This window comes from Kitasatospora sp. NPDC053308, assembly GCF_055585785.1.
Window position 1 is genome coordinate 291,100 of record NZ_JBVJJY010000009.1, and the last position, 24,622, is coordinate 315,721.

The following is a 24,622-nucleotide window of genomic DNA, read 5'->3' on the forward strand; positions in this document are numbered from 1 at the left end:
GGTCAAGCGGGCCTGTCGGAGGCGGGCGGCAGAATGCGGCTCGTGACCGACCCCCGTCCCGCACCCGCACTCGCCCCCGCCCCCGCACCCGCACTCGCCCCCGCCCCCGCACCCGACGACCTCCCGTTGCCCCTGAGCGCCTGGGCCGCCGCCCACGGCGTGCCGGTGGTGCGGCGCGGGGTGATCCCGGCACGCGTCCGGGAGGCCTGCGCCCGCGACCTGGCGACCGGTGAGCCGGAGCCCGCCCCTCCGCTTGCTGTGCCCGGCGCGAACACGAGCGCCATGGCGTCGGCGGAGCCGCCGTCCGCCTGCTAGGAAGGCCCCACCGCACAGCCCCGCAGCCCCGCAGCCCCGCAGCCCCGCAGCCTCACAGCCCCACAGCCCACCGCACGGCCAGGACGGACGGCCTCGACGTACGGTCACGAACCCCCGGGGAGCCCAGCCATGAGCGACCAACGACCCGACACCCTCTACGACGCCGTCGGCGGCATCGACGCCCTGCGGCGTCTCAGCACCACCTTCTACCGGGGCGTCCTCGCCGACCCGCTGCTGGCCCCGGTCTTCGCGGACTTCACCCCCACCCACGTCGAGCACGTCGCCGTCTGGCTGGCCGAGGTCTTCGGCGGCCCCACCGCCTTCACCGACGAGCACGGCGGCCACCAGGCCCTGCTGCGCGCCCACCTGGGCCTGGCGATCACCGAGGAGCAGCGGCTGCGGTGGATGGAGCTGATGGCCGAGGCGGTCCGCGAGGAGTTGCCCGAGGACGAGCTGCTACGCCGGCGGGTGCTGGAGTACTTCGACTGGGGCACCAGGATCGCCGAGGACGTCTCCGCCTCCCCGGCCGGCACGGACCTCGGCGACCCCGGCCCCACCCCGCGCTGGAGCTGGGACGGGCTGCGGACGTGACGGCCGGTGCGTCCCCGAGGACCGATGGCCTGGTGCCACGGGCGGATGGCCTGCTGCCACGGGCCGACGGCCTGGTGCTGCGTCCCTTCGAGGCGGCCGACGCGCCGGCGCTGATCGCGATCCACCAGGACGCCGTGCTGCGCCGCTACACCCGCGTCCCGGTGGACGACCCGGAGGCGGCGGCACAGTGGCTGGCCGCGCAGGACGAGGGCCGGGTGTCCGGCACCCGGTACGGCTTCGCCGTGCTGGACGCGGGCGAGCTGGTCGGCAACGTGGTGCTCAAGCGCGCCACGCCGGGCGGGGCGACGGCCGAGGTCGGGTACTGGACGGCGGGCCCGGCCCGTGGCCGGGGGGTCGCCCCCCGCGCGGTGCGGGCGCTCACCGACTGGGCCTTCACCGTTTTCGCCGACGACGGCCTGGACCGGATCGACCTGCTGCACGAGGGCGACAACCACGCCTCCTGCCGGGTCGCGGAGAAGAGCGGCTACGCCTTGACGGAGGTCGTCCCGCCCTTCCCGCCGTACCCGGCGGCCGGTCACCGGCACTCCCGGAAACGGCTGGACGGATCCGAACCCGGCCGGTCAGAGTAGTCCGCATGGCTTCTCTGGTGCGACACGTGACGATCGACTGCGCCGACCCGTACGCCCTCGCCGGCTTCTGGGCCGAGGCCCTGCAGGGGACTCTCGGCGAGGACGACAACCCGGGTGACCCGGAGGTGGTGGTGGACTCCGCCGGCGCCTCGCTGCTCTTCATCCGGGTGCCCGAGGGCAAGTCGGTGAAGAACCGGGTGCACCTCGACCTGCAGCCGCAGGACCGCAGCCGGGACGAGGAGGTGGAGCGCCTGCTCGCCCTGGGGGCCACCGTGGTGGGTGACCACCGCCGCCCGGACGGCACCGGCTGGGTCACCCTGACGGACCTGGAGGGCAACGAGTTCTGCGTCGAGCGCAGCCGCGCCGAGCGCGCCGCCACCGGCGCCGGCTGACCGCCCGCCGCCGGGCCGAACGGCCGCTGTCCGGGCCGGCCGCCTCCATCCCGGACCGGCGCCCGTCCCGGCCGGAAGCGCCCTGACTACTCCAGCCACTCACCCCTGGCCGCCCGCCAGACCCACGAGGACGTGCGCGGGCGGCCGTCGAGTTCCCCGCGCCCGGTGCACCAGAGCAGGGTCTCCGCCGGGCGGGTGTCCGCCTGCTCCGGTGCGTCCGGGAAGAGCCGGCTGAGCACGAAGCGGCTGGAGACCTCGGGCAGCTGCCAGGTCAGGCCGAGGCCGAGGGTGATGTCGTGGGTGTGCAGCACCAGCTCGGCGACGCCCATCGCCGCGAAGCCGCGCGGCTCGCAGGGCCCGTGGTGGTAGGCACGCAGGTCGTCCGGGGCGGCGTCGAGGGCGTTGCCGAGCAGTTCGCCGGCGGCGAGGACGACGTCCAGGACCTGGGGCGGGTCGGCGTCGGCGCTGACGGTGAGGTCGAAGGGCAGGTAGCGGGTCCTGGGCCGGGCGGCGAGCTGGCCGGCGTAGGCGAGCAGGTCGTGGGCGATGTGGGCGGCGGTGTCGCGGCAGCTCCACTCCAGCGGCCCGGCGGGGACGCTCCAGTCGCGGTCCCGGGTGTGCGGGGCGAGCACCCGCAGGCACTCGTGCAGGGCGTCCCGTACGGGGTCGCCGTTGCTGTGGATCATCTCTGCGGCCGGTCCTTCGATCGGGTTTTCGACGGGCCGTCACACGATAGGCGGAAGCCGCGGGCCGCTGCTCGGGGTTTCCGTCCGATAATCGACCCTGTCCGGCGCCGGTGAGGCCCCCCGAGAACCCAGGCAGGTACCCATGGCCAGGATCGCCGTGATCGGCGCCAACGGCACCATCGGCAGCGCCGTCGTCGCGGAGGCGGTGGCCCGCGGGCACGAGGTCACCGCCGTGGTCCGCGACCCGGCCCGCTACCGGGCCGGGGCGGGCGCGCCGGCCGCCGTGGAACGGGGGGACGTCTTGGACCCCGCGGACGTGGCCCGGGTCGCGGCCGGCCGGGACGTCCTGGTGAGCGCGGTCGGCGGCGGCGACGGGCCGGGCCACCTGGCGCTGATCGAGCCGGCCGCCCGCTCCCTGGTGGAGGGCCTGCGCCGGCTGGACGGCGGGGCGCCCCGGCTGATCGCGGTCGGCGGCGCGGGCAGCCTGGAGACCGCGCCGGGCGTCCGGGTCTGGGACACCCCGGGGCTGCCGGAGGCGGTCCTGCAGATCATGCGCGCGCACGGCGCGGCGCTGGACTACTACCGGACGGTCTCCGACCTCCGCTGGACGGTGCTCAGCCCGGCGGCCGAGATCGGCCCGGGGGAGCGGACCGGCCACTACCGCACCGGTCTGGAGCAGCTGCTCACCGACGCCGAGGGCCGCAGCCGGATCTCGGTGCCGGACTACGCGGTCGCCCTGGTGGACGAGATCGAGCAGCCCGAGCACATCGGCGAGCGCTTCACCTGCTGCGCGCTCTAGGGATGCCGCGCTCTGCGGGCAGGCCGTGTGCTTGACGGACACCGGGCGCGCTACGGACACCGGGCGCCCTACGAGCGCCGTGCGCTCGTCGGATGCCGTGCGCTCCAGGGATGCCGCCCGCTCCCGGGGCGGGACCCGTCAGCCCAGCTGGATCGAGCGCTTGGCGAGGCCCATCCAGAACCCGTCGATGACGCTGCGCTGGCTGTCCAGGTCGGCCTCGCCCGCGCCGAGGGTGACGAACAGCGGGGCGAAGTGCTCGGTGCGCGGGTGGGCGAGGCGTCCGGCGGGGGCCTTCTGCTCGAAGTCGAGCAGCGCGTCCAGGTCGTGGGCTTCCAGGGCGCGTCGGCCCCAGTCGTCGAACTCGGCCATCACCGAGGTGACCCGGCCGTCGTTGCTGAGCGCCCGCAGGTTGTGGGTGAAGAAGCCGCTGCCGACGATCAGCACACCCTCGTCGCGCAGCGGGGCGAGCTTGCGGCCGATCTCCAGCAGCCGCTGCGGGTCGAGGGTGGGCAGCGAGACCTGCAGCACCGGGATGTCGGCCTCCGGGTACATCTCCACCAGCGGGACGTAGGCGCCGTGGTCGAGCCCGCGGTCGGGGATGTCCTGGACGGGCGTGCCGGGGGCGCGCAGCAGCTTGCGCACGCGGTCCGCGAGCTGGGGCGCGCCGGGCGCGGCGTACCGCACGCGGTAGTAGTGCTCGGGGAAGCCCCAGAAGTCGTAGACCAGCGGGACGGTGGTGACGGCGCCGAGGGCGAGCGGCGCCTCCTCCCAGTGGGCGGAGACCATCAGGACGGCCGTCGGCCGGGGCAGGGCGGCGGACCAGGCGGCGAGCTCGCCCGGCCAGACCGGGTCGTCGGCCAGTGGCGGAGCGCCGTGCGACAGGTACAGGGCGGGCATGCGCTCGGGGGCCGCGGCGCTCATGGCGTCCTCCTCGGGACCGGTTCGGCCACCGGACCTCGCCCGGTGGTAGTTCAAATTTGAACCTCTCTGCGATCGACGGTACACCTTCGTTCGAATTTGAACAACAGGAGTAGGCTTCACCTCATGTCCTCACTGAACGAACCCCGCTGGCTGGACCAGGACGAGATGGCCGCCTGGCGGGGCTTCGTCGTCGCGAGCAACCTGCTGAACCGCAGGCTGGAGCGCCAGCTCAAGGAGGACTCCGGCCTCTCGCACCAGCAGTACGAGATCCTGGTGCACCTGTCCGCCGCCCCCGGCGACTCGCTGCGGATGACCGAACTCGCCGACAAGCTGGTCACCTCCAAGAGCGGTCTGACCTACCAGGTCACCCAGCTGGAGCGGATGGGCCTGGTCGCCCGCCGCTCCTGTCCCAGCGACGTACGCGGCGTCTTCGCCGAACTCACCGACCAGGGGCGGGAGACGCTGCGCCAGGCCGCGCCCGGGCACGTCGCCCTGGTCCGCGAGCTGCTGATCGACGTGCTCACCCGCGAACAGCTGACCGTCCTCGCGGAAGGCCTCGGCGCGGTCAGCGCCCGCCTGCGCCAGGACGAAACTCCGTGAGCCGACACCCCCTGAGCCGAAACTCCCTGAGCCGACACCCCCCGAGCCGACACCCCCTGAGCCGACACCCCCTGAGCCACGCCCCCTGAACCCGCCCGGCACCGCCTGGGCCCGCCCGCCGCACCCCGAGCCGCCCACCGAGTCCGCGCGACGCCCCCCAGCGCGCCCCCGCACTCCGGGCGGAACCCGCTAGGCGAGCCCCGCCGCCCGTTCCCGCAGCAACTGCCGCTCCCGCTCGTTGCGGGTCAGCTCCGCCGCCCGCTCGAACTCCGCCCGCGCCTCCGCCGGCCGCCCCAGCCGGGCCAGCAGATCGCCCCGCACGCTCGGCAGCAGGTGGTAGCCCCGCAGCGTCGGCTCCGCCGCCAGCGCGTCCACCAACTCCAGTGCGGCCGCCGGGCCCTGGGCCATCGAGACGGCCACCGCCCGGTTCAGTGCCACCACCGGGGACGGCGCGAGCGCCAGCAGCCGCTCGTACAGCGCGGCGATCGTCGCCCAGTCGGTGTCGGCGTACCGCCGCGCCTTCGCGTGGCAGGCGGCGATCGCGGCCTGCACCGAGTACGGCCCCGTGCCGGCCCGCTGCAGGGCGTCGAAGCCGCGCCGGACCAGCAGCCCGTCCCAGCGGGCCCGGTTCTGGTCCGCCAGCAGCACCGGCCGGCCGTCCGGCCCGGTCCGGGCGGCCGTGCGCGAGGCCTGGAACTCCAGCAGCGCGGCCAGCCCGTGCACCTCCGGCTCGGCCGGCATCAGCGCGGCGAGCACCCGGGCCAGCCGCAGCGCGTCCTCGCACAGCCGGGGCCGGAGCAGGTCGTCCCCCGCGGTCGCCGAGTACCCCTCGTTGAAGACCAGGTAGATGACCTCCAGCACCGAGGACAGCCGCTGCGCGCGGTCCTCCCCGTACGGCACCTCGAACGGCACGGCCGCCTTCGCCAACGTCCGCTTCGCCCGGACGATCCGCTGCGCCACCGTCGGCTCGGGCACCAGGAAGGCGCGGGCGATCTCCGGGGTGGCCAGCCCGCCGAGCAGCCGGAGGGTGAGCGCGATCCGCGCCTCCGCGGACAGCACCGGGTGGCAGGCGGTGAAGATCAGCCGCAGCAGGTCGTCGTCGATGTCGTCCGGCCCGGGCGGCTCCGGCGGCGGGACGTCCTCCAGCGACCGCCCCACCTCGGCCAGCTTGCGGGCGTAGACCTCCCGGCGGCGGACCAGGTCGATCGCCCGGCGCTTGGCGGCGGCCGTCAGCCAGGCCCCCGGATTGTCCGGGACGCCCTCCCGCGGCCACTGCTCCAGCGCGGCCACCAGCGCGTCCTGCGCCAGCTCCTCGGCGATGCCCACGTCCCGGACGATCCGGGCCGCCCCGGCGATGATCCGCGCGGACTCGATCCGGAACACCGTCTCGACGGCCTCGGCCGCCTCCCTCTCCGTCACGGCCACCCATCAGAGCAGTCGGCGGGGAGGGAGGCAAACCCGGGCCCGGACGTCACCGCGGCCGCGGCACGGGGCCGCCACCGGGGCCGCTACCGGAGCCGCCACCGGGGCACGCCCCTAGTCGGCGATCTGCCGGACCTCGGCCTCGACGTGCCAGTCCACCGGGTGGGCGCGCAGGAAGCGCCGGGTCCACTCCAGCGCCTCGGCGTGGTCCTTGCACTGCAGGATGGCGTAGCCGCCGATGACCTCCTTGGTCTCGGTGAACGGGCCGTCGGTGCAGCCGACCGTCCCGCCGTTCCAGGTCACCCGGCTGCCCTGGGCGGTCGGGGTGAGCGAGGCGGTCTCCAGCATCACCCCGGCCTTGCTGATCTCCTCGAACAGGGCCCCCATCCGCTGGTCGAACTCCGGGTCCGGCTCCCAGCCGGCGCGGTGCTGCTCGTCGATCCGGATCAGCGTCATGAAACGCGGCATGGTGACTCCTCGGTCGGTCGGGCGGGGCCTCTCCCCGCCTCTCACCCCTGCGTCGAACGGGCCGGTGCCGGATCGACACCCGCCGCGAAGAATTCTCCGACCGCTCCGGGAGCCCGCCCCCCGGGCGCCCGGCAGCGGTACCCGGGGCGCGCCGCGCGGGCCGTCCGTGATCGAATGGCGTCCGCGTGAGCGGGACGGTGGAGGGGGGACACGGATGCTCATGGACATCCTGGAGGTGGTCGCCGACGTGCTGGCGGACGCGATCGGCGACTCGAAGGGGGAGGCGCGGAAGGACCGCGACGGCTCCGCCGAGGGGCGGGCGGTGGTCTTCGAGGGCTGTGTCACCGGCGCCCGGCCGTACTGCCGCGCGACGCCGGAGTACCTGCACGCCTCGCCCACCGCGCTGGCGATCTCGCCGCTCCGCGGGCACACCGCGCAGGCCCGCCACCTGCCGAGCGGGATGGAGCTGGTCGAGGTCCGGAAGCGGCGCGCGGACGACCCGAAGACGATCGAGAAGGGCTGGGCGGTGATGGAGTGCCGGGAGGGGGAGCGCCGGGTGCTGATCGGCTGCGCCTCGGGCAACATGCGCTACGTCCGCCGGGCGCTGGGGTTCGCCGCGTCCTGAGCGCAGATTCCGGCGGAAAGGTCGGTTCGTCATCGCAGCTGCGACTGAATACCGGCTTTCAGCCTGGCAGCTGCGAATGACTGGACGGCCCGTCGGGTAATCCTCCTCCGGGCCGCGGCGCAGCGGCCCGGAGGAGGAGCGCCATGACCCCCGCGAGACCCACCGTCCGGTTGCACGGCCACCTCGACCGGCCCGCCGAGCTGACCGTCGACCAGCTGCGCGCCCTGCCCGCCCACCGGGTCGAGGTCGGCTTCGACTGCCTGACCGAGGGCGAGCAGCGCCACGGCTACGAGGGCCCGGCCCTGCTCGACGTGCTGCGCGCGGCCGGGCCCCGGATCGACTTCTCCGGCCGCAAGCAGCGGCTGCGCTTCCTGCTCTCCGTGGTCGGGGCCGACGGCCACCGGGCGGTGGTCTCCTGGGCGGAGATCGACCCGGACTTCGGCGGCCGCCGGATCCTGCTGGCCACCAGCATGGACGGCACCCCGCTGGACGCCGTCGGCCCCCAGCTCGTCGTGCCCGACGACCACTGCGGTGCCCGCTACGTCAGCGCCGTCACCGCCGTCTGGCTCGGCCCCCTCGGCCCCCTCGGCCCCCTCGGCGACCCGGCGCCTCCCGCCGGGTAGCCGCCGCACGCTCCCGGCGGCCCGTTACGGCTGCCGCGCCGCCTTGGGCCGCAGCTCCGGCGGCAGCGGCTTGGCGCGGGAGAGCCGGACGGCCGTCCCGCGGGCGCTGTCGAACGCGGCCACCGGGTCGGCCGCGTTCGTCCAGGGCGGGCAGCCGCACCACGGCCCGATCGCCCGGAACTGCTCCAGCGCGATGCGGTACAGCTCGGCCCTGCCCGCGTAGTGGGCGAGCAGGTGCCGCAGCGGCGTCAGCCGCTCGTCGTCCGGCGGGACCAGCGCCAGGGCGGCCGCCACCTTCCGCACCGGCTGTCTGCCCAGCTCACCGCCGAGCGTCGCGCCGAGGGTGCCTCGCCTCTCCAACTCGCCGAGCGCGTGCAGGTAGAGGCCGGGCAGCGGGCTGCCGGCCGGCGCCGCCTTGATCGCCCGCCGGGCGAAGGCCAGCATCTTCTTGTCCGAGCCGGACCACTTGGCGCACCAGTACTGCATGCCCTGCCAGTGACCCTCGTAGTGGTACGGCGCCCGCTCCACCAGTCCGTGCCACACCTCCCGGAACTGTTCGGGCGTGTACCGGGCGCCGCGGGCGGCGGCCACCATGACCACCCAGGGCGCGGGATTGGCGGGGTCGAGCCGCGCGGCCCGCCGGGCGGCCTCGATGGCCGCGGGCAGCATGGCCCGGAAGGCCCGCATGTCCGCCTCCGGCACCTCGTCCGCGGGGGCGGAGCCGCGGACCGCCCAGGCCGCGCGCACCATCCGGTGGGCCTCCAGGGCCGCCGCGTCGCAACTGCCCGGGTCGGCCGCGCGCCAGGCCCTCAGCCAGCCCTCGTCCCGGTGGGCGACGGAGTCCAGCAGCTCGAATCGCAACCAGTGCTCGTCCCAGTCCTGCCCGGCGGCCTCGATGTACCCGGCGGCGGGCTTCCAGTTCCCGGCCCAGGCCGCATCGGCTACCGCCTGCCGCTCCTGCCGGAGGTGCCGCGGCAGCGGCGGCCCGGCGCGGCCCGGGTCGAGCCGGTCGCGGGGGACCATGCCGTACGCGGGGGCGTCGTACGCGGTGCGGGCCCAGCGCCGGGCCCTGTTCTTGCGGACCGTGATGACGGCGACGTAGGCGAGGACGATCGTCAGACCGATGACGAGGTAGCTCACGGCGGAGATCATCCCGGGTCGCGGAGGTACGGGCAAAGCGGTAAAACGTCTCGCCGGAGCCGGGTTTCCGTGCCAACATGCCCCATATGGGGACGATTCTGCACGGCGCGCTGGTCACCCTCCGGCCGGCCACCACCGACGACATCCCGGCCCTGGCGGCCATCCGCGGCACGCCGGAGGTGTTCGCCCGCTGGCGTGGTGGCGACGACCTGCCGGCCGAGGTCGCCAACGACCTGGAATCGCCCGACACCGAGACCTTCGCGATCGACCTGGGCGGCCAGGTGGTCGGCGCCATCCAGTGGTACGCCAACAACGACGACGAGTACCGGCACGCGGGGATGGACCTCTACCTCGACCCGACCGTGCACGGCCTGGGCCTGGGCACGGACGCGGTGCGGACGATGGCCCGGTACCTGGTGCAGGAGCACCACTACCACCGGCTGGCGATCGACCCGGCCGCGGACAACCTGGCCGCGATCCGCTGCTACACCAAGGTCGGCTTCCGCCCGGTCGGCACCATGCGCCAGTACGAGCGAGGGTCGGACGGCACCTGGCACGACAACCTGCTGATGGACCTGCTCGCAGACGAACTCCTCGACGGCTGAAGGCCGTTCGCCCGGTCCCCGCGCCCGACCTCCGACGCCCGACCCCGGCCCCAGGCCCACCCCCGACGCCCGACGCCCGGCCCCGACCTCCGACCCCCGGCGCCCGGCACGACGGACAGTATGGGGTGTACAGACAGGTGTACAGACATCTTGTCGTCTATCCATCCGGAGCTGTACAGACATCTCGCGGCCACGTGATCGGCTGGAACTGATCCCCTGGCGTTCTCCCCGATGTACCGAGCAGTAGCTAGCGTTCCTCCGCCACGCCCGGCGGCCGGACACCCCCGGCCCGGGCCCCGCAGGGTAGACGAACCCCCAGGAGAACGCCCATGCTCTCGCGTCGTACGGCCACCGCCCTCACCTCGGCGGCCGCCGCCGCACTGCTGCTCGGCGGCACCGCCCCGGTCGCCACCGCCGGCACCCCGGCGGGTCCCACCCCGGCGAGCCCCACCACGCTGTCCGTCTTCGCCTTCAACGTCGACCTCGGCACCGCCGTCGTCGACACGGCGGAGAACGAGCAGGCCGCCCGCCGCACCCCGGTGATCGAGCAGATCGTCCGTCAGCACAGCGCCGACGTCGTCATCCTGGACGAGCAGTTCAACAACAGCTCGACCGCCGACATCAACGCCAAGCTCGCCGACCTCTACCCGTACCGCACCCCGGTGGTCGGCGGCACCTGCTCCGGCGGCGGCTGGACCGGCGTGAGCGGCAACTGCTCCAACTCGTGGTTCGTCATCAACGGCGGCACGATGATCCTCTCCAAGTACCCGATCAGCGCCCAGTACGCCCACGTCTTCGGCAACTCGACGTACGGCACCTGGGACTACCACGCCAACAAGGGCGCGGCGCTGGTGAAGGTCACCAAGAACGGCAGCACCGCCTGGGTGGTCGGCACCCACCTGCAGGCCGACGAGTCGGACGTCTCCACCGACACCACCCAGTCCACCCGGCTCGGCCAGCTCGCCGAGATCCGCGCCTGGGTCGACGGGATCGTCGGCAGCGCCGCGCCGGTGCTGATCGGCGGCGACCTCAACGTGGAGTACGTCCATGGGCAGAGCCGCGGCGACCACACCAACGCGCAGAACGCGGTGAACGGCGTGCTCGGCACCCCCGCCACCGACCCGACCCAGAACCTGGCCACCATGGACTGCTCGGTCTCCGCCTGGTGCCAGTACATGTCCGGCGTCGAGACCTTCCCCAAGGACTACCGGGACGTCCTCGACTACATCGGGTACCTCAACGCCCCGGGCCGCCCGGTGCCGGCCGCGATGTCGAACGTCAAGGTCGACTTCGACCCCCAGGCCGGCTGGGCGCCGGGTCAGCTCGACACCAACGCGCCCAGCGACCACTACCCGGTCGAGGCGACCTTCCGGCTGAACTGACGCGCGCCGCCCGGCCCGGCGTCAGGCCCGGCGCCGCCCGGCCCGTCGGCGTCGGCGCCGCCCGGCCCGTCGGCGTCAGCCCCGTGCTGCCCGCCCCGCGCCCGGGCAGCCGCAGGAGCGGCGCACCACCAGACGGGCCGGGAAGGTCCGGGCGCCGGCCGCGCGCAGCTCCGGCCCGCCCAGCACGAGGTCCAGCGCCGCGCGGGCCATTTCGTCCTGCGCGGTGGTGACGGTGGTCAGCGCCGGCCCGGCGATCACCGCCTCGGCGATGTCGTCGAAACCGGCCACCGCGAGGTCCTCCGGCACCCGGATGCCCAGGTCGTCGGCGGCCCGCAGCAGGCCGATCGCCTGGTCGTCCGTCGCGCAGAACACCGCGGACGGGCGGTCGGGCCGGGCCAGCAGGGCGAGCGCCTCGGCGTGCGCCCGGACGCGGTCGAACGGGGCCGGGGTGAGCCGCCCCTCGACGGGCAGCCCGGCCTCCTCCAGCGCGGCGACCCAGCCGGCCGTCCGCGCGGTGACCGGGTCGTGCGGGCTGAGCGCGAGCGTCCCGCCGAAGCAGTGCACCTCGGGGTGACCGTGCCCGAGCAGGTGGCGGACCACCGCGCGGGCGCCGCCCTCGTCGTCGGCGACCACGGCCACGCCGTGGGCGCTCTCCGCGCGGTGGTGCAGCAGCACCACCGGAGTGCCGTCGGCGACGTCGAAACCGGTCAGGCCGGGGGTGGCCGGGTCCTGGGTGACCAGGATCAGGCCGTCCACCTGCATCCCCAGGAAGGCCCGGATGTAGTGCGCCTCGCGCTCGTCGGCGTAGTCGGAGTTGCCGATCAGCAGCAGCCGGCCGTGGTCGGCGGCGGCCTGCTCGACGGCGTGCGCGAGCCCGGCGAAGAACGGCTGCCGGGCGTCCGGCACGACCATCCCGAGGAGGTTGGTGCGCCGTCGCGCCATCGCCTGGGCGACCCGGTTGGGCCGGTAGCCGAGTTCCTCCACCGCCGCGAGCACCCGCGCCCGGGTCGCCGGCGCGACCGGCCGCGGTCCGTCGTTGATCACATAACTCACGACCGCCGTGGACGTCCCCGCTGCCCGCGCCACATCGTCCCGTGTCACCCTCGCCATGACCGTTGAGCCTACACAGCACCTCCGACCAGCCGGTTTCCCGTGCCCCGGCGGGCCCCGATCGGCCGTCGGGGCTTGCGGGACGGGTGGTGCGGTGCCGACGCTTGCGGGACGGGCGGCGTTCGGGCCGCCGCCGACCGTGGGAGCAGGTCGATGAGCACGCCGCAGCGCCGGGCCACCCGGTCACCGCGACCCGACACCCGCCCGCGGGTCCGCATCCACACCCGGGTGCGGGCCGTGAGCGCCACCCGGCCCAAGGTCAGGCCGTGGAGGGCCTACGCCGTCGCGACGGCGATCGTGCTGTCGGTCGTCGCCGGCCTGCTGCTCTACCTCGACGAGCGGTCCAGCCGGGGACACGTCCAGGTGGTGGGCACCGCGCCCGGCCCGGACTACCTGGAGGTGAACGTGGTGCTGCAGCGGGTCGACGCGGCGGCGCAGACGCTCACCACGAAGGTCCTGGTCCAGCCGCACGGCGCGCTGCTGGAGGCACCGGACGAGTCGCTGGTCCCGGCGCAGGACGTGGTCGTGGAGACCACCTCGCTGGAGCAGACCTCGCTCACGTACCGGGCCGGCCAGCAGATCGCCTACAGCACCGTGGCGTTCAGCCTGGCGAACGGGCGGATCACCGACTACCCCTTCGACAGCTACCGCGCGGACGTCGGCTTCCGGGCGACGGTCGGCGGCCGGCCCGCTCCGGCGGTGATGAGGGTCGAGGAGAGCGAGCCGTTCTTCGCCTTCCGGCAGGGCGCGACGGAGACCCGGGACGGCGTCGTCGGGGCGCAGGAACGGATCGGCCGCTCGCGCAGCACCTTCATCCTGGCCTGGTTCATGATGGCGGCGATGTGGGCGCTGGCGCTGTCCGCGCTGGTGGCGGCCTGGCTGATCGTGCGGCAGCGGCGCGGGATCATCTGGCCCGCCCTCAGCTGGATGGCCGCCACCCTGTTCGCCCTCGTCGGCATGCGCAACGCCGCGCCCGGCAACCCGCCGATCGGCTCGCTGCTGGACTACGCGGCCTTCTTCTGGGCGGAGCTGCTGGTCGCGGTCAGTCTGACCATGGTCGTGGTGCGCGGCGCCCGGATCGAGGGCGCGCACCGGCCGAGCCCGTAGCCGCCGGCGGCGGGCGGCGGGTGCTCCCGCCCGGGGCCACTCGGCTCAGCCGGCGTCCGCTCAGCCGGCGTCCGGTCAGCCGGCGTCCGGCACGATCACCGTCAGCGAGGTCGCCCGCAGCCGGAAGCCCAGCGATTCGTACAGCCGACGGGCCGGGTTGCCCTCGGACACCGCCAGGTACAGCTCGGCGGTCCCGCGGGCGGCGGCATCCGCGACCGCCCGCCGCAGCAGGTCCGCGCCGAGGCCGCGGTAGCCGCGCCGCGGGTGCCGGAAGACCTCGGCGACCCACGGCAGGCCGTCGCGGTCGGTCAGGACCACCGCGCCGACGACACGTTCCTCGGCGTCCACGGCGAGCAGGCTGGAGGGCAGCACCGGGCCGACGGCCTTCCCGGCGAGCAGCAGCCCGAGCCTTTCGTCGAGCGCCCGGGCGTCGTCGCCGGGGAAGTGGTCGACGTGCCCGGGCCCGAAGGCCGCCCGCCAGGATGCGAACAGGTCCTCGGGCGCCCGGTCGCAGGGGACGGCCCGCAGGCCCTCGCGCAGCGGTGCCCCGGCCCAGTCGGCGGGCGGCGGGTCGGCGCGCAGGTCGCGCCGGAAGGTGTGGGCGTGCCGCAGCAGCCGCGCGCCGTCGGCCACCAGCCGCCGCCCGAGTTCGGGACTGCCGGAGACCACCCACCCGGGCAGCTCGGCCCGGATGTACCCGACCGCGTCCACCGAGTCGTCCAGCACCTCCAGCAGGTCGGCCCAGGGCCGGCCGTCCCGCTCGCCCGGCCGGTAGCTCAGCACCGCCGTGCCCGCGCCGTCGTGCCTGACCACCCGGTCCGACTCCGCCATGGCCCACCCCTCGTCACCGCGTTCACCGGGACCGTTCGCCGACGGCCCATGCTCACCACGACGGGGTGCCTGGGGCAACCGGTTTTCCGGCGGCGGTGCTCAGGCCGCCGAGGTCACCGGAGGCCGGGGTCGGCTCAGGCCACCACCGCCGCGCGGACGCACAGCACGTCGGGCAGGTGGGAGAGCAGCAGCGACCAGCTCTCGCCCTCGTCCCGGCTGCCGTACACGTCGCCCGTCCGGTTGCCGAAGTAGATGCCGGCCGGTTCGGCGTCGTCGGTGCGCAGGGCGTCGCGCAGCACGATGCCGTAGTGGTCCTCGCCGGGCAGGCCCTCGGCGAGCTGCTGCCAGCTGCCGCCGCCGTCGGTGGTGCGGAAGACCCGGCAGCGGCGGCCGGGCGGGATGCGGTCGTCGGAGCCGCCGAGCGGGAAGAGGTAGGCGGTGTCGCCCCGACGGGGGTGCGCGGCGATGGCGAAGCCGAACTCGGCGGGCAGTCCGTCGACGATCGAGCGCCAGCTGCCGCCCCAGTCGTCGCTGCGGTAGACGCCGCCGTGGTTCTGCAGGTAGAGGCGGTCCTGGTGGACCGGGTCCGGGGCGATCTTGTGCACGCACTGGCCGAACTCGGGGTACTGGCTGTCCGGCGGGAAGAATTCGGCGCGCAGCCCGGTGTTGGACGGCTCCCAGCTGTCGCCGCCGTCCTTGCTGCGGTAGACGCCGCCGCTGGAGACGGCGACCAGCAGCCGCTGCGGGTCGCGCGGGTCGGTGAGGATGGTGTGCAGGCCCTGGCCGCCGTAGCCGGCGCCCCACTGCGGCCGCTGCGGGTGCTCCCAGAGCGACTCGACCAGGGCGAAGGTCTCGCCGCCGTCGGTGGAGCGGAACAGCGCGGCGGGCTCGGTGCCCGCGTAGACCACGCCGGGGGCCTCCGTCCCGGCGGGCTGCAGCTGCCAGACCCGGGTGAGTGAGGCACCGGTGGACTCGGGGAAGCGGATGGCCGGCTGCGGCGGCTCGTACCAGTGCGCGCCGAGGTCGTCGGAGCGCCAGACCGAGGGCCCCCAGTGGCTGCTGTCGGCACCGGCCAGCAGCCTGGTCCGGCCGTCGCGGCCGTCGATGGAGACGGAGTAGATCGCGTTCATCGGGAAGTGCGGCCCGCTGAACTCCCACGCCAGCCGGTCGCGGCTGCGGCCGAGGAAGAGGCCCTTCTCGGTTCCGACCGCCAACAGCACCTCGGTCATGCCTCACACCACCTGATCACGAGCACGGCCCCCCGGGACGGCCCCCGACTGCCAGTGTCCCGCCGTCCACCGGTGGTCACATCCCGCCGCGCCGTTCACCCGGAAGGCCGTCCGTCCGGCCGTGGGGGCCGGCCCGCCGTCCGAGGCCCCCGCAGCCACCCGCGCGCCCGGCTACCCCCGGCAGCCCTCCAGCAGGCGCAGCCAGACCTCGCTCATCGTCGGGTACGCGGGAACGGCGTGCCAGAGCCGGTCGATCGGCACCTCGCCGACGACCGCGACGGTCGCCGAGTGCAGCAGCTCGGCCACCCCGGGGCCGACCAGGCAGGCGCCGACCAGCACCTCGCGGTCCAGGTCGAAGACCACCCGGGCCCGGCCGCGGTAGTCGTCGCCGTACAGCGAGGCCCCGGCGACGGCGCCGAGGTCGTGGTCGACGGTCTTCACCCGCAGTCCGGCCTCCTCGGCGGCGGCCAGGGTGAGGCCGACGGCGGCGACCTCCGGTTGCGTGAACACGACCTGCGGCGCACCCGCGAGGTCGGCCGACGCGGCGTGCGCGCCCCAGCGCGCGGTGTCGAGCGGGCGCCCCTGGGCGCGGGCGGCGATGGTCGCGCCCGCGATCCGGGCCTGGTACTTGCCCTGGTGGGTGAGCAGCGCCCGGTGGTTGACGTCCCCGGCGGCGTACAGCCATCCGCCGTCCACACCGAGCACCGTGCAGCTGTCGTCCACCTCCAGCCAGTCGCCCGGCTTCAGCCCGACCTGCTCCAGCCCGATGTCGGCGGTGCGCGGCGCCCGGCCGGTCGCGTACAGCACCTCGTCGGCGGTCAGCCGCTCGCCGTCCTTGAGGGTGAGGGTCACCGGTCCGGAGCCGTCCGCCCGCTCCAGGGCGGTCACCTCGGTGCCGAAACGCAGGTCCACCCCGGCCGCCCGCAAGCCCTCGGCGACCAGCTCGCCGGCGAACGGCTCCATCTTGGGCAGCAGCGCGTCGCCGCGCACCAGCAGCACCACCTCGGCGCCGAGCGCCCGCCAGGCGGTGGCCATCTCCACCCCGACCACGCCGCCGCCGACCACCGCCAGCCGTCCGGGGACGGCGGGCGCGCCGGTCGCCTCCCGGTTGGTCCAGGGGTGCGCCTCGGCGAGCCCCGGCACGTGCCCGGGCAGCACCGGACGGCTGCCGGTGCACACCGCGACGGCGTGGCGGGCGGTGAGCACCCGCTCGCTGCCGTCCTCGGCCTCCACCGTCACCGTCCGCTCGCCGGCCAGCCGGCCGTGGCCGCGCACCAGCTCGATGCCGGTGTCCCGCAGCCACCGCACCTGGCCGTCGTCGCTCCAGTTCGAGGCGAAGGAGTCCCGCCGGGCCAGCACCGCGGACGGGTCCAGCCGCCCGTCGCCGACCGCCTCCCGGGAGCCGGCCACGGCGCGGGCGTCGGCCAGCGCGGCCACCGGGCGCAGCAGCGCCTTGCTCGGCATGCAGGCCCAGTACGAGCACTCGCCGCCGACCAGTTCGGCCTCCACGATCACCGTGCGCAGGCCCGCGGCGACCGTCCGGTCCGCCACGTTCTCGCCGGTCGGGCCGGCCCCCAGGACGATGACGTCGTACTCCTCGGCGGTGCTGGTCATGTCCGGTCCTCCGTCGTCTCGATGGCCACCCCGGCGCGCAGCGCGAGGGTGACGGGCGTGCGTTCGCAGATGTCGAGCAACCGGGCGCGCTGGTCCCCGTCCAGGCCGCCGGTCAGGGCGACCCGGCGGGAGATCCGGCCCCGGCTCCCGTCCGACTCGTACCCGAGCCTGACCCGGACCACCTCCAGTGGCCACGACTTGCGCTCGGCGTACATCCGCAGGGTGATCGCGGTGCAGGAGCCGAGCGAGGCGAGCAGGAGCGCGAACGGCTCCGGCCCGCCGTCCGAGCCGCCGCGGCGCGCCGGTTCGTCGGAGGTCAGCGGGTGGGTGCCCGCCCTGACGTCCACGCGGTACGGCGCGTCGGCGGCGCTCCCGGTGACCAGCGCCGTGGTGACCCGTCTGAACCCGGGCTCGGCGGCGGGCGGTTCGGTACGGCTGGACTGCTCGGGCATGGAGGCTCGCTCTTCGCTCGGCTACGGCGTGGGGCCCATCCTGCCGGGCCGGGCGGGCCCGCGCGACGGACGGACACGCTTCGGGCGCGCCGGGGACACCGCAGGGCACCCGCGGAACAGCCGTCCGGTCCCCTGCACGGTCCCCTGCACGGTCCCCTGCACGGTCCCCTGGACGGGCCCCGCACGGGCCCCGTGGCGGGCTCAGACCTCGGCGAGTTCCGCGAGCACCGCCGCCGTGTCGGCCGGGCGGGAGAACATCGGCCAGTGCCCGGTGGGCAGTTCGCGCAACTCCCAGTTCGGTCCGTCGAGCCCGGCGAACCCCGGGTGGCCGGACGCGATCAGCGCCCGCACCTGGGCGAGCGGGAACGAGCAGGACACCAGGGCCTGCGGCAGGTCGGCCCCGGCGCCGGTCAGCCGCAGCCGGTCCCGGTACGCCCCGGCCGGCTGCGGGGTGGCCCGGGCACGGATCCGGGCCAGCGCGGCGTCGTCCAGGCCCTCCGCGCTCGCGCCGTGCGCGGTGAGGAACTCCCAGGACGGCATCGGCAGCCGGCCGTCGACCACCGCCGCGTCGGCCGCCGCGCGGTAGTCGGGCTGCCAGAGGTCGTACAGCGAACCGCCGTCGGTCATCGGTCCGCTGTCCAGGTAGACCACCCGGCGGATCCGCTCGGGCATCCGGTCCGCGAGCCCGCCCACCGGGGCGCACGCGCCGCTGTGGGCGACCGCCACGACGTCCCACAGGTCCTCGCGGACCAGCAGCTCGGCTAGGCCGGCGATCTGGCCCTCCAGTCCGGAAGCACCGCTCTCGCCCGCCCGTTCGGCCACCCCGGGCATGGTCACCGGGTGGACGCGGTGTCCGGCGGCGCGCAGCGGTGCGGCCACCTCGTCCCAGGCCCACGCGCCCAGCCAGAACCCGGGGACCAGTACGAACGTGCTCATGGCGCATCACTCCTTCGTCGGCGGCCTTCGTCGCCGACGACTCTAGGAGCGAATGAGGTCAGACGGTGTCCGCATTGCCGCGTGCGGCCCGGGGACGGGCCCCGGGCCGCACGGGCGCAGCGGCTCAGGCCTGGCCGCCGGCCGCCTGCTCCTCGGCGACCTTGCGCTTCACCTCGACCATGTCCAGGTCGCGGGCCTGGCCGATCAGGTCCTCGAACACCGCCTCCGGCAGCGCACCGGCCTGCGAGAAGACGAGCACGCCCTCGCGGATGATCGCCAGCGTCGGGATCGACTGGATCCCGAAGGCGGCGGCCAGCTCCTGCTGCGCCTCGGTGTCCACCTTGGCGAAGACCAGGTCCGAGTGGCGCTCGGCCGCCTTCTCGTACACCGGGGCGAACTGGCGGCAGGGGCCGCACCAGCCGGCCCAGAAGTCGATGAAGACGAAGTCCTTGCCCGCCGGGCCGGGGACGATGTCGTCGAAGTTCTCCTTGGTCAGCTCGACCGTGTTGCTCATCGTGCGATCCCTTCCCTTCCGGAGGCTGCGCCGCTGGCTACGTGCCCGCGACAACGGTGCGCCCCGGTGGCGTATTCCACCGGTCCCGGAGTCCGTGCGGGCCCGGATTGAGCAGCCGGCCGCCGGCGCCCGTACAGGAGGGTGACCAGTCCGTCCAGACCGCGGGAGACACCCCATGCGCAGCACACCCCGCACCCGCCGGGCCGCCGTGCTGGCCGCCTCAGGCATCGCCGTGGCAGCCCTGATCGCCGGCTGCGGGTCGTCCGGGGGCGGCAAGGCCGGCGCGCCGAGCACGGCGAGCAGCCCGAGCGCCCCGGCCGGTGCGACCCTGCAGACCGCCACCGACCCCAAGCTGGGCACCATCGTCACCGACAGCGCGGGCTTCACGCTCTACCGGTTCGACCAGGACCGGAGCAACCCGCCGGAGTCCTCCTGCAACGGCAGTTGCGCCGTCACCTGGCCGCCCGAGCACGTCAACGGCGACGTCACGGTGAAAGGCATCGACAGCAAGCTGGTCGGTTCCGTCACCCGCTCCGACGGCACCAAGCAGGTCACCGTCAACGGCTGGCCGGTCTACCGCTACGCGCCGGACGGCAAGCCCGGCGACACCAAGGGCCAGGGCGTCGGCGGCACCTGGTTCGCGGTGACCCCGACCGGCGGCAAGGCGGGCACCGGGACATCCACCCCGAGCCCGGCGACGCCCACGCCGATGCCCAGCACCCCGGGCTACTGACCGGTGCCGACCGCCCTCGACCAGGAGGCCCGGGTGCGCAACGATGAAGTGGTGACCGAGGAGGACCCCGTCGGCCGCGCGGTCGGCGACGGTACGGGGGCGTCCGACGAGGAGTTGATGCGCGCCCTGTACCGCGAGCACGCCGGGCCGCTGTTCGGCTTCGTGCTCCACCTGGTCGCCGGCGACCGCCAGCGGGCCGAGGACGTCGTCCAGGAGACCCTGGTCCGGGCCTGGCGCAACATCGACCGGCTCGACGCGGGGGCCCGCTCGCTGCGGCCCTGGCTGGTCACGGTCGCCCGCCGGATCGTGATCGACGAGCACCGCAGCGCGCGGGCCAGACCGCGCGAGGTGGACGCGGCGGCGCTGGAACTGCTGCCCGCCGAGGACGAACTCGACCGGGCCCTGCGGATGATGACCGTGGCGGACGCCCTCGGCGACCTCTCGCCGGCGCACCGCGAGATCGTCGTCGAGACCTATCTGAAGGGCCGCACGGCCAACGAGGCGGCCGCCGAACTCGGCATCCCGGCCGGGACGGTGCGGTCGCGGGTGTTCTACGCACTGCGCTCGCTCAGGCTCGCGCTGGAGGAACGGGGAGTGACATCGTGACCAAGCGCCCCGACCCGGTGCCCGACGGCCCCCTGCCCCACGACCCCCTGCCCGACGCTTGGCCGCCCGACGGCCCGCTGCCCGGCGGCGCGGGCGGTGCCTTCGGCGGCCCGGAGCACGTCGACGCCGGCGCCTACGTCCTCGGGCTGCTGGAGCCGGCCGAGCGCGCCGCCTTCGAGCAGCACCTCGCCGCCTGTCCGCAGTGCGTCGAGCAGGTGGCCGAACTCGGCTTCGTGGAGCCGCTGTTGGCCGAGTACAAGAGCTCCGCGACGGAGGCCGGACTGGATCCGGCCGCCCCCGCCCCGCAGCCGGATCCGCAGCTCCTGGACCGCCTGGTCGCCGAGGTGGGCGCCCGCCGCCGGCGCGGCCGGGTGCGGCGGCTGGTGCTGGCCCTGGCCGCGACCGCGATGGTCGCGGCGGGCCCGGCCGTCACGGCGGCGGTGATCACCGCCGACAGCACCCCCGCGGTGGTCGCCGTGGCCGAGCAGTTCGCCGCCACCGACCCGGCCACCGGCGCGCACGCCACCGTCGGCGTGGACGGCACCGCCTGGGGCAGCCTGGTCAGCCTGCAGCTCACCGGCGTCCGGGGCCCGCTGACCTGCAGCCTGGTCGCCGTCTCGCACGGCGGCGCCCAGCAGACGGTCAACACCTGGTCCGTACCGGCGGAGGGCTACGGAAGCCCGGGCGCGGTGCTGCGCACCACCGGCGGCGCGGCCCTCCGGCCGGGCGACATCGACCACTTCGAGGTGCGCGTCCAGGACACCGGCGCCGTCCTGGTCGCCGTCCCCGCCCACCGGGCCTGAGTCAGTGCGGCGCCGTGGGGTCGGGCCAGTGCGGGTTCGGCGTGCCCGCGGCGGTCATGTGGGCACGCCGCCAGAGCTGCTCCCAGGGGATCCGACGCGCCGGTGGGTAGCGGTGCCACCGACCGCACGGGCAGGGCTCCCGGACGAAGGCGCAGGCTCGGCACAGCTCGGCCCAGCCGTGCCCGGTCGAGCGCGACACCACGGGCCCGGTGTCCCCGCAGGCCGGGCAGCCGGGCAGCTCGGCGCCGTCCAGCAGCGCGTTCTGCCGCCGGACGTAGTCGGGCAGGCGCAGCGGCGGGTGGACGTGCGGCGCGCACAGCCAGCTGTCGTACGGCGACTCCCGCCAGCTCCGGTGCCACCACGGCGTCCCGGACGGCTGTCGGCGCCCGGCCCGCTTCTCCGCCCGGCGTTGCGCGTCATACTCCTCGGCCCGGGCCCGCCACAGCTCCCGCGCCTCGTGCAGCTCGTCCACCGCGCGGACCAGCGCCTGCGGGTCCGTCTCCAGGCGCCGGGGGATCCGGGCGCTGACGGTGAGGTGGTGGTAGGTCGCCCGCAGGCCGTACGGGGCGAACCCGGTGAGGCAGGTCCGTAGCGCGCTGTGCCGCCGGTGGGGCGGGAGCGAGCCGTCGTGCACCCTGGCCCGGTGGGTGTGGAAGCTGGTCATGCCGGGGGCGCCAGGTCCAGCGCGCGGGCGAGCGCGGCGGTCAGCGCGGGGGCGTGGTCGGGCAGCTGCCGCTCGGCCCAGCCCGCCGCCAGGGCGAGGAAGTCGTGGAGGTCGCGTTCCACGCCCGCCAGCAGCCGGCGCAGCTCCCGTGGTGCCAGCTCGATGACCGGGCTGTTCTCGTCGCCGGCGTCCTGGGTCAGCCTGACGGTCCGGCCGACCCACTCGACCCGGGCGTCCGGGTCGTGGCCGAACCAGGCCGGGCCGCCGCCCTCGGTGACGTCCAGCCAGGAGCGCCACTCCTCCAGCCCGGCGCAGCAGCCCGGGAGGAAGACGGTGCCGGTGGCGGAGTCGGTCACCCGTAGGCCGCCGGGGGCGTACGGGTTCGGGTCGGTGAGCAGCCCGTGCAGGAAGCCGCCCAGCGGGTCCCGCGGGCGGGCGCCGCGCTCGGCCTCCTCCTCCGGAGTGAGCTCGACGTCGTTGCGGTCGGTCAGCCGCCACACCGCCGTGCCGACCTCGGGCGGCGTCAACTCCCGGTTCAGAACGAGGAATTCGAACCGCTGGTGGTCGCCCGTCGGCCAGCAGGTGAAGCCTTCGGGGGCGAAGACCTCCAGGACGGGCTGCATCGACATCATCCGGGGATCATGCCGGACGTCCCCTCCGCTCCGCCAAGGGATTGCACCGCGTCCGCCGCGATGCCCGCCAGCACGCGGCCGCAGCGCCGGGCGAAGGCGCGCTGGGCGAGCGGGAGCAGCGGCCCGGCCAGCCGGGCCCACCAGGCGACGGGCCGGCTGAAGGCGGTGACGCTGAACCAGACCTCCTGGCCGGGCCCCATCGCGACCAGGAAGGTCTCCTCGCCGAGGGCCAGGTGGCCGTGCCGCGTGCCGTAGGTGAAGCCGTACCGGTCCGGGCCGTCGACGGCGGCCAGTACCCGGTTCGGGGCGCCCGCCCGGAGCGAGCCGACGCCGATCGCGCACCGGACGGCGACGCCGGGAGCGGCCCGCTCGGCCTCGGCGTCGATCCGCACGCCCGCGAGCCGGTGCATCCGCCAGCCGAGCAGGGCGGCTCCGGCGACCTCCAGGGCGGCCCGGCCGTGGCCGATCAGCGCCCGGTGCCGCAGGTGGTGGTAGCCCGCGGGCAGGTCGCCGGTGCGGCTGGCGCCCTGTTCGGGGTAGCTGAAGTCGTTCATCGCGAGGCCTCCGGGGTGCTGACGCGGATCGGGGTGCGGCGGTCGGTCGGAGCGGTCGGAGCGGTCGGAGCGGTCCGGTCGGCGGCGAGCCGGCGCCAGGCGAGCAGGGCGCAGAGCGCGAAGCCGAGCGCGTTGCCGACGCCGTGGGTGGCGGCCATCCAGGTCAGGGTGGGGTGGGGGAGTCCGGCGGCCCGGCCGAGCGCCCACCAGAGGGCGAGCACCATGGTGAGCGCGAGGACGGCCGAGGAGACGGCGAACAGCCGGGCGGTGAGCGCGTCGCCGCCGCGGGGGCGCAGCCGGCGCCAGGTGATCAGGCCGACCAGCCACATCCCGGTGGTCAGGACGAGCGCCCCGGCGAACTGCCACCAGGTGCCGAGGAAGTACCCGGCCAGGACCAGCAGCGTGCCGGCGGGTACGCTCAGCGCCGCGCAGCGGGCCGGGACCGAACCGGGGTGGACGGCCCCGCAGACCAGCCCGGCGACCAGGGCGGCGGTGAATCCGGCGTAGTGGAAGTGCGGGACGGTCAGCGCCAGGATGTGCGGCTCGAAGCCGAACAGCGGGTAGCCGGACCGCTCGGCGACCAGCGCGACCCCGGCCACCGAGGGCGCGGCGAGCGCGGTGAGCACGGCCACCTCGGCGGGCGCCAGCGAGCGGGTGCGGGCCAGCCGCAGCGGGGCGTGCAGGGCGATGACCAGGGTGCCCAGCGCGTAGACGACGGCCGGGGCGGCGGCCAGGGCACCGCGCGGCAGCCAGAGCGAGAGGGCGCCGGGCACGGCCGCGAGCGGCCAGAGGCGGCGGACCCGGGCGAGCCCCGGTTCCCCGATCAGGGCCAGGCCGAGCGGGACGACGGCGCCCATGCCGAGCAGGATCAGCAGGTCCACCAGTTCGGTGGTGCCCTTCCCCATGGTGGACACACCCCCCTTGAACGCGTTCAAATGAGCTTCGCCGCCGACTCTACGCCGCCGACTTGAACGCGTTCAACTCGCCCTCCGGCCTGCTCCGGACCGTCTGCCTGGTGTTCACCGGGGGTGCGGCGCACCCTGGAGGAGTAACCGATGGAGGTGATCCGCCATGCAGACTCTGGTCGGTTGGCACATCGACATGGAGTTCCGTGAGGACGGCCCGCGGACCAGCGCCGCCGCCCTGCTCCGGCTCGGCGACGGGACCGAGCTGCGCGCCCACGGCTACAGCAGCCGCCACCCCTCCGACCCGGAGCAGCTGCGGGTCGGCGAAGAGGTCGCGGGTGCCCGCGCGCTCAACGACCTCGCCTCCCAGCTGCTCACCAAGGCCCACGGTGAGATCCAGGAGGTCAGCCCGGTCCCGACCCATCCGCTGTCGTGACCGCCCCCCACCCGGACGGCGGCGGCGCCGGCTCCGAGTCGGGCCGCCCGCGGATCCCGCTGATCTGCCCGCGCTGCGGGCACGAACAGCGGGTGGTGCCCGGCGGCCCGCAGCGGGCGGTCAAGGTCGTCCACGTCGGGACGGGCCGGGAGGCCTGCGAGCCCGGGGACCTGGCGCGGGCGCCGGACGACGACACCTGAGTCGGGTCCCCGTCCCGGCGCCGCGGTCCTGACGTCCCCACCCCGGCACCGCCGGTCCTGACGTCCCCACCCCGGTCCCCCCGGGCCGCTCCCCGCCGCCGACGGAAACGCCGAGGGCCGGGGCCCGTCCCCCGGCC

The 24,622-nt window shown here is 75.3% G+C and carries 32 protein-coding genes; 16 read left to right on the top strand and 16 right to left on the bottom strand.

What is annotated here, in order from left to right; genetic code table 11:
* Nucleotides 1-42: 42 nt before the first annotated feature.
* From ACZ6Y7_RS22155 to ACZ6Y7_RS22170, 4 genes are all read left to right on the top strand, one after another.
* Nucleotides 43-315 (top strand): hypothetical protein, encoded by a 273-nt coding sequence (locus tag ACZ6Y7_RS22155; RefSeq protein ID WP_465759620.1) that lies wholly within the window; start codon nucleotides 43-45, stop codon nucleotides 313-315.
* A 129-nt stretch (nucleotides 316-444) separates the two neighbouring features.
* Nucleotides 445-906 carry a group II truncated hemoglobin gene (locus ACZ6Y7_RS22160; RefSeq protein WP_465759621.1) on the top strand — a complete coding sequence of 154 codons (462 nt, stop codon included), beginning with the start codon at nucleotides 445-447 and terminating at the stop codon, nucleotides 904-906.
* A gap of 32 nt (nucleotides 907-938) precedes the next feature.
* On the top strand, nucleotides 939-1,496 hold the full coding sequence (locus ACZ6Y7_RS22165) for a GNAT family N-acetyltransferase (RefSeq protein WP_465759622.1): 558 nt from the start codon (nucleotides 939-941) through the stop codon (nucleotides 1,494-1,496).
* A gap of 5 nt (nucleotides 1,497-1,501) precedes the next feature.
* Nucleotides 1,502-1,888, top strand: a complete 387-nt coding sequence (locus tag ACZ6Y7_RS22170) for a VOC family protein (protein ID WP_465759623.1) — start codon at nucleotides 1,502-1,504, stop codon at nucleotides 1,886-1,888.
* An 86-nt stretch (nucleotides 1,889-1,974) separates the two neighbouring features.
* Here the strand turns inward: ACZ6Y7_RS22170 and ACZ6Y7_RS22175 are convergent, their stop codons facing one another.
* On the bottom strand, nucleotides 1,975-2,574 hold the full coding sequence (locus ACZ6Y7_RS22175; protein ID WP_465759624.1) for a maleylpyruvate isomerase N-terminal domain-containing protein: 600 nt from the start codon (nucleotides 2,572-2,574) through the stop codon (nucleotides 1,975-1,977).
* Nucleotides 2,575-2,716: 142 nt separating this feature from the next.
* Here ACZ6Y7_RS22175 and ACZ6Y7_RS22180 point away from each other — a divergent pair, with 142 nt between their 5' ends.
* A complete protein-coding gene (locus ACZ6Y7_RS22180) occupies nucleotides 2,717-3,373 on the top strand; it encodes an NAD(P)-dependent oxidoreductase (protein ID WP_465759625.1) in 657 nt (218 codons plus the stop codon).
* 138 nt (nucleotides 3,374-3,511) lie between these two features.
* Here ACZ6Y7_RS22180 and ACZ6Y7_RS22185 read toward each other — a convergent pair whose 3' ends face one another.
* Nucleotides 3,512-4,294, bottom strand: a complete 783-nt coding sequence (locus ACZ6Y7_RS22185) for a dioxygenase family protein (RefSeq protein ID WP_465759626.1) — start codon at nucleotides 4,292-4,294, stop codon at nucleotides 3,512-3,514.
* A gap of 132 nt (nucleotides 4,295-4,426) precedes the next feature.
* On the opposite strand from ACZ6Y7_RS22185, the gene ACZ6Y7_RS22190 reads away from it, so the two are divergent.
* Nucleotides 4,427-4,894, top strand: coding sequence for a MarR family winged helix-turn-helix transcriptional regulator (locus tag ACZ6Y7_RS22190; protein WP_465759681.1), 468 nt, complete (start codon nucleotides 4,427-4,429; stop codon nucleotides 4,892-4,894).
* A 189-nt stretch (nucleotides 4,895-5,083) separates the two neighbouring features.
* Here ACZ6Y7_RS22190 and ACZ6Y7_RS22195 read toward each other — a convergent pair whose 3' ends face one another.
* Nucleotides 5,084-6,319, bottom strand: coding sequence for an RNA polymerase sigma factor (locus ACZ6Y7_RS22195; protein ID WP_465759627.1), 1,236 nt, complete (start codon nucleotides 6,317-6,319; stop codon nucleotides 5,084-5,086).
* 111 nt (nucleotides 6,320-6,430) lie between these two features.
* Nucleotides 6,431-6,784 carry a YciI family protein gene (locus ACZ6Y7_RS22200; protein ID WP_465759628.1) on the bottom strand — a complete coding sequence of 118 codons (354 nt, stop codon included), beginning with the start codon at nucleotides 6,782-6,784 and terminating at the stop codon, nucleotides 6,431-6,433.
* Between the two features lie 214 nt (nucleotides 6,785-6,998).
* Here ACZ6Y7_RS22200 and ACZ6Y7_RS22205 point away from each other — a divergent pair, with 214 nt between their 5' ends.
* Nucleotides 6,999-7,409: a hypothetical protein gene (locus ACZ6Y7_RS22205; RefSeq protein ID WP_465759629.1), complete on the top strand. Its 411-nt coding sequence runs from the start codon at nucleotides 6,999-7,001 to the stop codon at nucleotides 7,407-7,409.
* Nucleotides 7,410-7,552: 143 nt separating this feature from the next.
* Nucleotides 7,553-8,032 (top strand): molybdopterin-dependent oxidoreductase, encoded by a 480-nt coding sequence (locus ACZ6Y7_RS22210; protein WP_465759630.1) that lies wholly within the window; start codon nucleotides 7,553-7,555, stop codon nucleotides 8,030-8,032.
* A 24-nt stretch (nucleotides 8,033-8,056) separates the two neighbouring features.
* On the opposite strand, the gene ACZ6Y7_RS22215 is transcribed toward ACZ6Y7_RS22210, so the two are convergent.
* Nucleotides 8,057-9,172 (bottom strand): hypothetical protein, encoded by a 1,116-nt coding sequence (locus tag ACZ6Y7_RS22215; protein ID WP_465759631.1) that lies wholly within the window; start codon nucleotides 9,170-9,172, stop codon nucleotides 8,057-8,059.
* An 86-nt stretch (nucleotides 9,173-9,258) separates the two neighbouring features.
* On the opposite strand from ACZ6Y7_RS22215, the gene ACZ6Y7_RS22220 reads away from it, so the two are divergent.
* Complete coding sequence (locus ACZ6Y7_RS22220; protein WP_465759632.1) at nucleotides 9,259-9,777, top strand: GNAT family N-acetyltransferase; 519 nt, start codon at nucleotides 9,259-9,261, stop codon at nucleotides 9,775-9,777.
* 329 nt (nucleotides 9,778-10,106) lie between these two features.
* Nucleotides 10,107-11,159: a sphingomyelin phosphodiesterase gene (locus ACZ6Y7_RS22225; RefSeq protein ID WP_465759633.1), complete on the top strand. Its 1,053-nt coding sequence runs from the start codon at nucleotides 10,107-10,109 to the stop codon at nucleotides 11,157-11,159.
* Between the two features lie 75 nt (nucleotides 11,160-11,234).
* Here the strand turns inward: ACZ6Y7_RS22225 and ACZ6Y7_RS22230 are convergent, their stop codons facing one another.
* A complete protein-coding gene (locus ACZ6Y7_RS22230; protein ID WP_465759634.1) occupies nucleotides 11,235-12,269 on the bottom strand; it encodes a LacI family DNA-binding transcriptional regulator in 1,035 nt (344 codons plus the stop codon).
* A gap of 153 nt (nucleotides 12,270-12,422) precedes the next feature.
* On the opposite strand from ACZ6Y7_RS22230, the gene ACZ6Y7_RS22235 reads away from it, so the two are divergent.
* Nucleotides 12,423-13,376 carry a DUF4436 family protein gene (locus ACZ6Y7_RS22235; protein WP_465759635.1) on the top strand — a complete coding sequence of 318 codons (954 nt, stop codon included), beginning with the start codon at nucleotides 12,423-12,425 and terminating at the stop codon, nucleotides 13,374-13,376.
* 75 nt (nucleotides 13,377-13,451) lie between these two features.
* Here ACZ6Y7_RS22235 and ACZ6Y7_RS22240 read toward each other — a convergent pair whose 3' ends face one another.
* The 6 genes from ACZ6Y7_RS22240 to ACZ6Y7_RS22265 form a co-directional block, all read right to left on the bottom strand.
* Nucleotides 13,452-14,207, bottom strand: coding sequence for a GNAT family N-acetyltransferase (locus ACZ6Y7_RS22240; RefSeq protein ID WP_465759636.1), 756 nt, complete (start codon nucleotides 14,205-14,207; stop codon nucleotides 13,452-13,454).
* Nucleotides 14,208-14,341: 134 nt separating this feature from the next.
* Nucleotides 14,342-15,436: a WD40/YVTN/BNR-like repeat-containing protein gene (locus ACZ6Y7_RS22245; protein WP_465759637.1), complete on the bottom strand. Its 1,095-nt coding sequence runs from the start codon at nucleotides 15,434-15,436 to the stop codon at nucleotides 14,342-14,344.
* A gap of 171 nt (nucleotides 15,437-15,607) precedes the next feature.
* Complete coding sequence (locus ACZ6Y7_RS22250; RefSeq protein WP_465759638.1) at nucleotides 15,608-17,050, bottom strand: dihydrolipoyl dehydrogenase family protein; 1,443 nt, start codon at nucleotides 17,048-17,050, stop codon at nucleotides 15,608-15,610.
* Nucleotides 17,047-17,502 carry an OsmC family protein gene (locus ACZ6Y7_RS22255; RefSeq protein WP_465759639.1) on the bottom strand — a complete coding sequence of 152 codons (456 nt, stop codon included), beginning with the start codon at nucleotides 17,500-17,502 and terminating at the stop codon, nucleotides 17,047-17,049. Before ACZ6Y7_RS22255 ends, ACZ6Y7_RS22250 begins: the two co-directional genes overlap by 4 nt.
* A 201-nt stretch (nucleotides 17,503-17,703) precedes the next feature.
* On the bottom strand, nucleotides 17,704-18,438 hold the full coding sequence (locus tag ACZ6Y7_RS22260) for an alpha/beta fold hydrolase (protein WP_465759640.1): 735 nt from the start codon (nucleotides 18,436-18,438) through the stop codon (nucleotides 17,704-17,706).
* A gap of 124 nt (nucleotides 18,439-18,562) precedes the next feature.
* Complete coding sequence (locus tag ACZ6Y7_RS22265; RefSeq protein WP_465759641.1) at nucleotides 18,563-18,952, bottom strand: thioredoxin family protein; 390 nt, start codon at nucleotides 18,950-18,952, stop codon at nucleotides 18,563-18,565.
* A 175-nt stretch (nucleotides 18,953-19,127) separates the two neighbouring features.
* On the opposite strand from ACZ6Y7_RS22265, the gene ACZ6Y7_RS22270 reads away from it, so the two are divergent.
* The 3 genes from ACZ6Y7_RS22270 to ACZ6Y7_RS22280 are packed head-to-tail and all read left to right on the top strand — an operon-like array spanning nucleotide 19,128 to nucleotide 21,094.
* Nucleotides 19,128-19,685 (top strand): hypothetical protein, encoded by a 558-nt coding sequence (locus ACZ6Y7_RS22270; protein WP_465759642.1) that lies wholly within the window; start codon nucleotides 19,128-19,130, stop codon nucleotides 19,683-19,685.
* 33 nt (nucleotides 19,686-19,718) lie between these two features.
* Complete coding sequence (locus ACZ6Y7_RS22275) at nucleotides 19,719-20,291, top strand: sigma-70 family RNA polymerase sigma factor (RefSeq protein ID WP_465759643.1); 573 nt, start codon at nucleotides 19,719-19,721, stop codon at nucleotides 20,289-20,291.
* Nucleotides 20,288-21,094: an anti-sigma factor family protein gene (locus ACZ6Y7_RS22280; protein WP_465759644.1), complete on the top strand. Its 807-nt coding sequence runs from the start codon at nucleotides 20,288-20,290 to the stop codon at nucleotides 21,092-21,094. Before ACZ6Y7_RS22275 ends, ACZ6Y7_RS22280 begins: the two co-directional genes overlap by 4 nt.
* Nucleotide 21,095: 1 nt before the next feature.
* Here ACZ6Y7_RS22280 and ACZ6Y7_RS22285 read toward each other — a convergent pair whose 3' ends face one another.
* Genes ACZ6Y7_RS22285 through ACZ6Y7_RS22300 form a run of 4 tightly spaced genes read right to left on the bottom strand, consistent with a single transcriptional unit; the run spans nucleotide 21,096 to nucleotide 23,849 of the window.
* Complete coding sequence (locus tag ACZ6Y7_RS22285; RefSeq protein WP_465759645.1) at nucleotides 21,096-21,758, bottom strand: hypothetical protein; 663 nt, start codon at nucleotides 21,756-21,758, stop codon at nucleotides 21,096-21,098.
* Nucleotides 21,755-22,390: a hypothetical protein gene (locus tag ACZ6Y7_RS22290; protein WP_465759646.1), complete on the bottom strand. Its 636-nt coding sequence runs from the start codon at nucleotides 22,388-22,390 to the stop codon at nucleotides 21,755-21,757. The genes ACZ6Y7_RS22285 and ACZ6Y7_RS22290 overlap by 4 nt, the downstream gene beginning before the upstream one ends.
* Nucleotides 22,387-22,944 carry a DUF1990 family protein gene (locus ACZ6Y7_RS22295; RefSeq protein WP_465759647.1) on the bottom strand — a complete coding sequence of 186 codons (558 nt, stop codon included), beginning with the start codon at nucleotides 22,942-22,944 and terminating at the stop codon, nucleotides 22,387-22,389. Before ACZ6Y7_RS22295 ends, ACZ6Y7_RS22290 begins: the two co-directional genes overlap by 4 nt.
* Nucleotides 22,941-23,849, bottom strand: coding sequence for a YndJ family protein (locus ACZ6Y7_RS22300; RefSeq protein WP_465759682.1), 909 nt, complete (start codon nucleotides 23,847-23,849; stop codon nucleotides 22,941-22,943). Before ACZ6Y7_RS22300 ends, ACZ6Y7_RS22295 begins: the two co-directional genes overlap by 4 nt.
* Nucleotides 23,850-24,015: 166 nt before the next feature.
* On the opposite strand from ACZ6Y7_RS22300, the gene ACZ6Y7_RS22305 reads away from it, so the two are divergent.
* Together ACZ6Y7_RS22305 and ACZ6Y7_RS22310 are read left to right on the top strand one after the other, a co-directional pair.
* On the top strand, nucleotides 24,016-24,285 hold the full coding sequence (locus ACZ6Y7_RS22305; protein WP_402220809.1) for a DUF1876 domain-containing protein: 270 nt from the start codon (nucleotides 24,016-24,018) through the stop codon (nucleotides 24,283-24,285).
* Nucleotides 24,282-24,485 carry a hypothetical protein gene (locus ACZ6Y7_RS22310; RefSeq protein ID WP_465759648.1) on the top strand — a complete coding sequence of 68 codons (204 nt, stop codon included), beginning with the start codon at nucleotides 24,282-24,284 and terminating at the stop codon, nucleotides 24,483-24,485. The genes ACZ6Y7_RS22305 and ACZ6Y7_RS22310 overlap by 4 nt, the downstream gene beginning before the upstream one ends.
* Nucleotides 24,486-24,622 lie beyond the last annotated feature (137 nt).

Coding starts and splice junctions, on each gene's coding strand:
- ACZ6Y7_RS22160 (WP_465759621.1), top strand. CDS start 445: ATGAGCGACCAACGACCCGACACCCTCTACGACGCCGTCGGCGGCATC.
- ACZ6Y7_RS22170 (WP_465759623.1), top strand. CDS start 1,502: ATGGCTTCTCTGGTGCGACACGTGACGATCGACTGCGCCGACCCGTAC.
- ACZ6Y7_RS22175 (WP_465759624.1), bottom strand. CDS start 2,574: ATGATCCACAGCAACGGCGACCCCGTACGGGACGCCCTGCACGAGTGC.
- ACZ6Y7_RS22180 (WP_465759625.1), top strand. CDS start 2,717: ATGGCCAGGATCGCCGTGATCGGCGCCAACGGCACCATCGGCAGCGCC.
- ACZ6Y7_RS22185 (WP_465759626.1), bottom strand. CDS start 4,294: ATGAGCGCCGCGGCCCCCGAGCGCATGCCCGCCCTGTACCTGTCGCAC.
- ACZ6Y7_RS22200 (WP_465759628.1), bottom strand. CDS start 6,784: ATGCCGCGTTTCATGACGCTGATCCGGATCGACGAGCAGCACCGCGCC.
- ACZ6Y7_RS22205 (WP_465759629.1), top strand. CDS start 6,999: ATGCTCATGGACATCCTGGAGGTGGTCGCCGACGTGCTGGCGGACGCG.
- ACZ6Y7_RS22210 (WP_465759630.1), top strand. CDS start 7,553: ATGACCCCCGCGAGACCCACCGTCCGGTTGCACGGCCACCTCGACCGG.
- ACZ6Y7_RS22220 (WP_465759632.1), top strand. CDS start 9,259: ATGGGGACGATTCTGCACGGCGCGCTGGTCACCCTCCGGCCGGCCACC.
- ACZ6Y7_RS22225 (WP_465759633.1), top strand. CDS start 10,107: ATGCTCTCGCGTCGTACGGCCACCGCCCTCACCTCGGCGGCCGCCGCC.
- ACZ6Y7_RS22230 (WP_465759634.1), bottom strand. CDS start 12,269: ATGGCGAGGGTGACACGGGACGATGTGGCGCGGGCAGCGGGGACGTCC.
- ACZ6Y7_RS22235 (WP_465759635.1), top strand. CDS start 12,423: ATGAGCACGCCGCAGCGCCGGGCCACCCGGTCACCGCGACCCGACACC.
- ACZ6Y7_RS22240 (WP_465759636.1), bottom strand. CDS start 14,207: ATGGCGGAGTCGGACCGGGTGGTCAGGCACGACGGCGCGGGCACGGCG.
- ACZ6Y7_RS22245 (WP_465759637.1), bottom strand. CDS start 15,436: ATGACCGAGGTGCTGTTGGCGGTCGGAACCGAGAAGGGCCTCTTCCTC.
- ACZ6Y7_RS22250 (WP_465759638.1), bottom strand. CDS start 17,050: ATGACCAGCACCGCCGAGGAGTACGACGTCATCGTCCTGGGGGCCGGC.
- ACZ6Y7_RS22255 (WP_465759639.1), bottom strand. CDS start 17,502: ATGCCCGAGCAGTCCAGCCGTACCGAACCGCCCGCCGCCGAGCCCGGG.
- ACZ6Y7_RS22260 (WP_465759640.1), bottom strand. CDS start 18,438: ATGAGCACGTTCGTACTGGTCCCCGGGTTCTGGCTGGGCGCGTGGGCC.
- ACZ6Y7_RS22265 (WP_465759641.1), bottom strand. CDS start 18,952: ATGAGCAACACGGTCGAGCTGACCAAGGAGAACTTCGACGACATCGTC.
- ACZ6Y7_RS22270 (WP_465759642.1), top strand. CDS start 19,128: ATGCGCAGCACACCCCGCACCCGCCGGGCCGCCGTGCTGGCCGCCTCA.
- ACZ6Y7_RS22285 (WP_465759645.1), bottom strand. CDS start 21,758: ATGACCAGCTTCCACACCCACCGGGCCAGGGTGCACGACGGCTCGCTC.
- ACZ6Y7_RS22290 (WP_465759646.1), bottom strand. CDS start 22,390: ATGATGTCGATGCAGCCCGTCCTGGAGGTCTTCGCCCCCGAAGGCTTC.
- ACZ6Y7_RS22295 (WP_465759647.1), bottom strand. CDS start 22,944: ATGAACGACTTCAGCTACCCCGAACAGGGCGCCAGCCGCACCGGCGAC.
- ACZ6Y7_RS22300 (WP_465759682.1), bottom strand. CDS start 23,849: ATGGGGAAGGGCACCACCGAACTGGTGGACCTGCTGATCCTGCTCGGC.
- ACZ6Y7_RS22305 (WP_402220809.1), top strand. CDS start 24,016: ATGCAGACTCTGGTCGGTTGGCACATCGACATGGAGTTCCGTGAGGAC.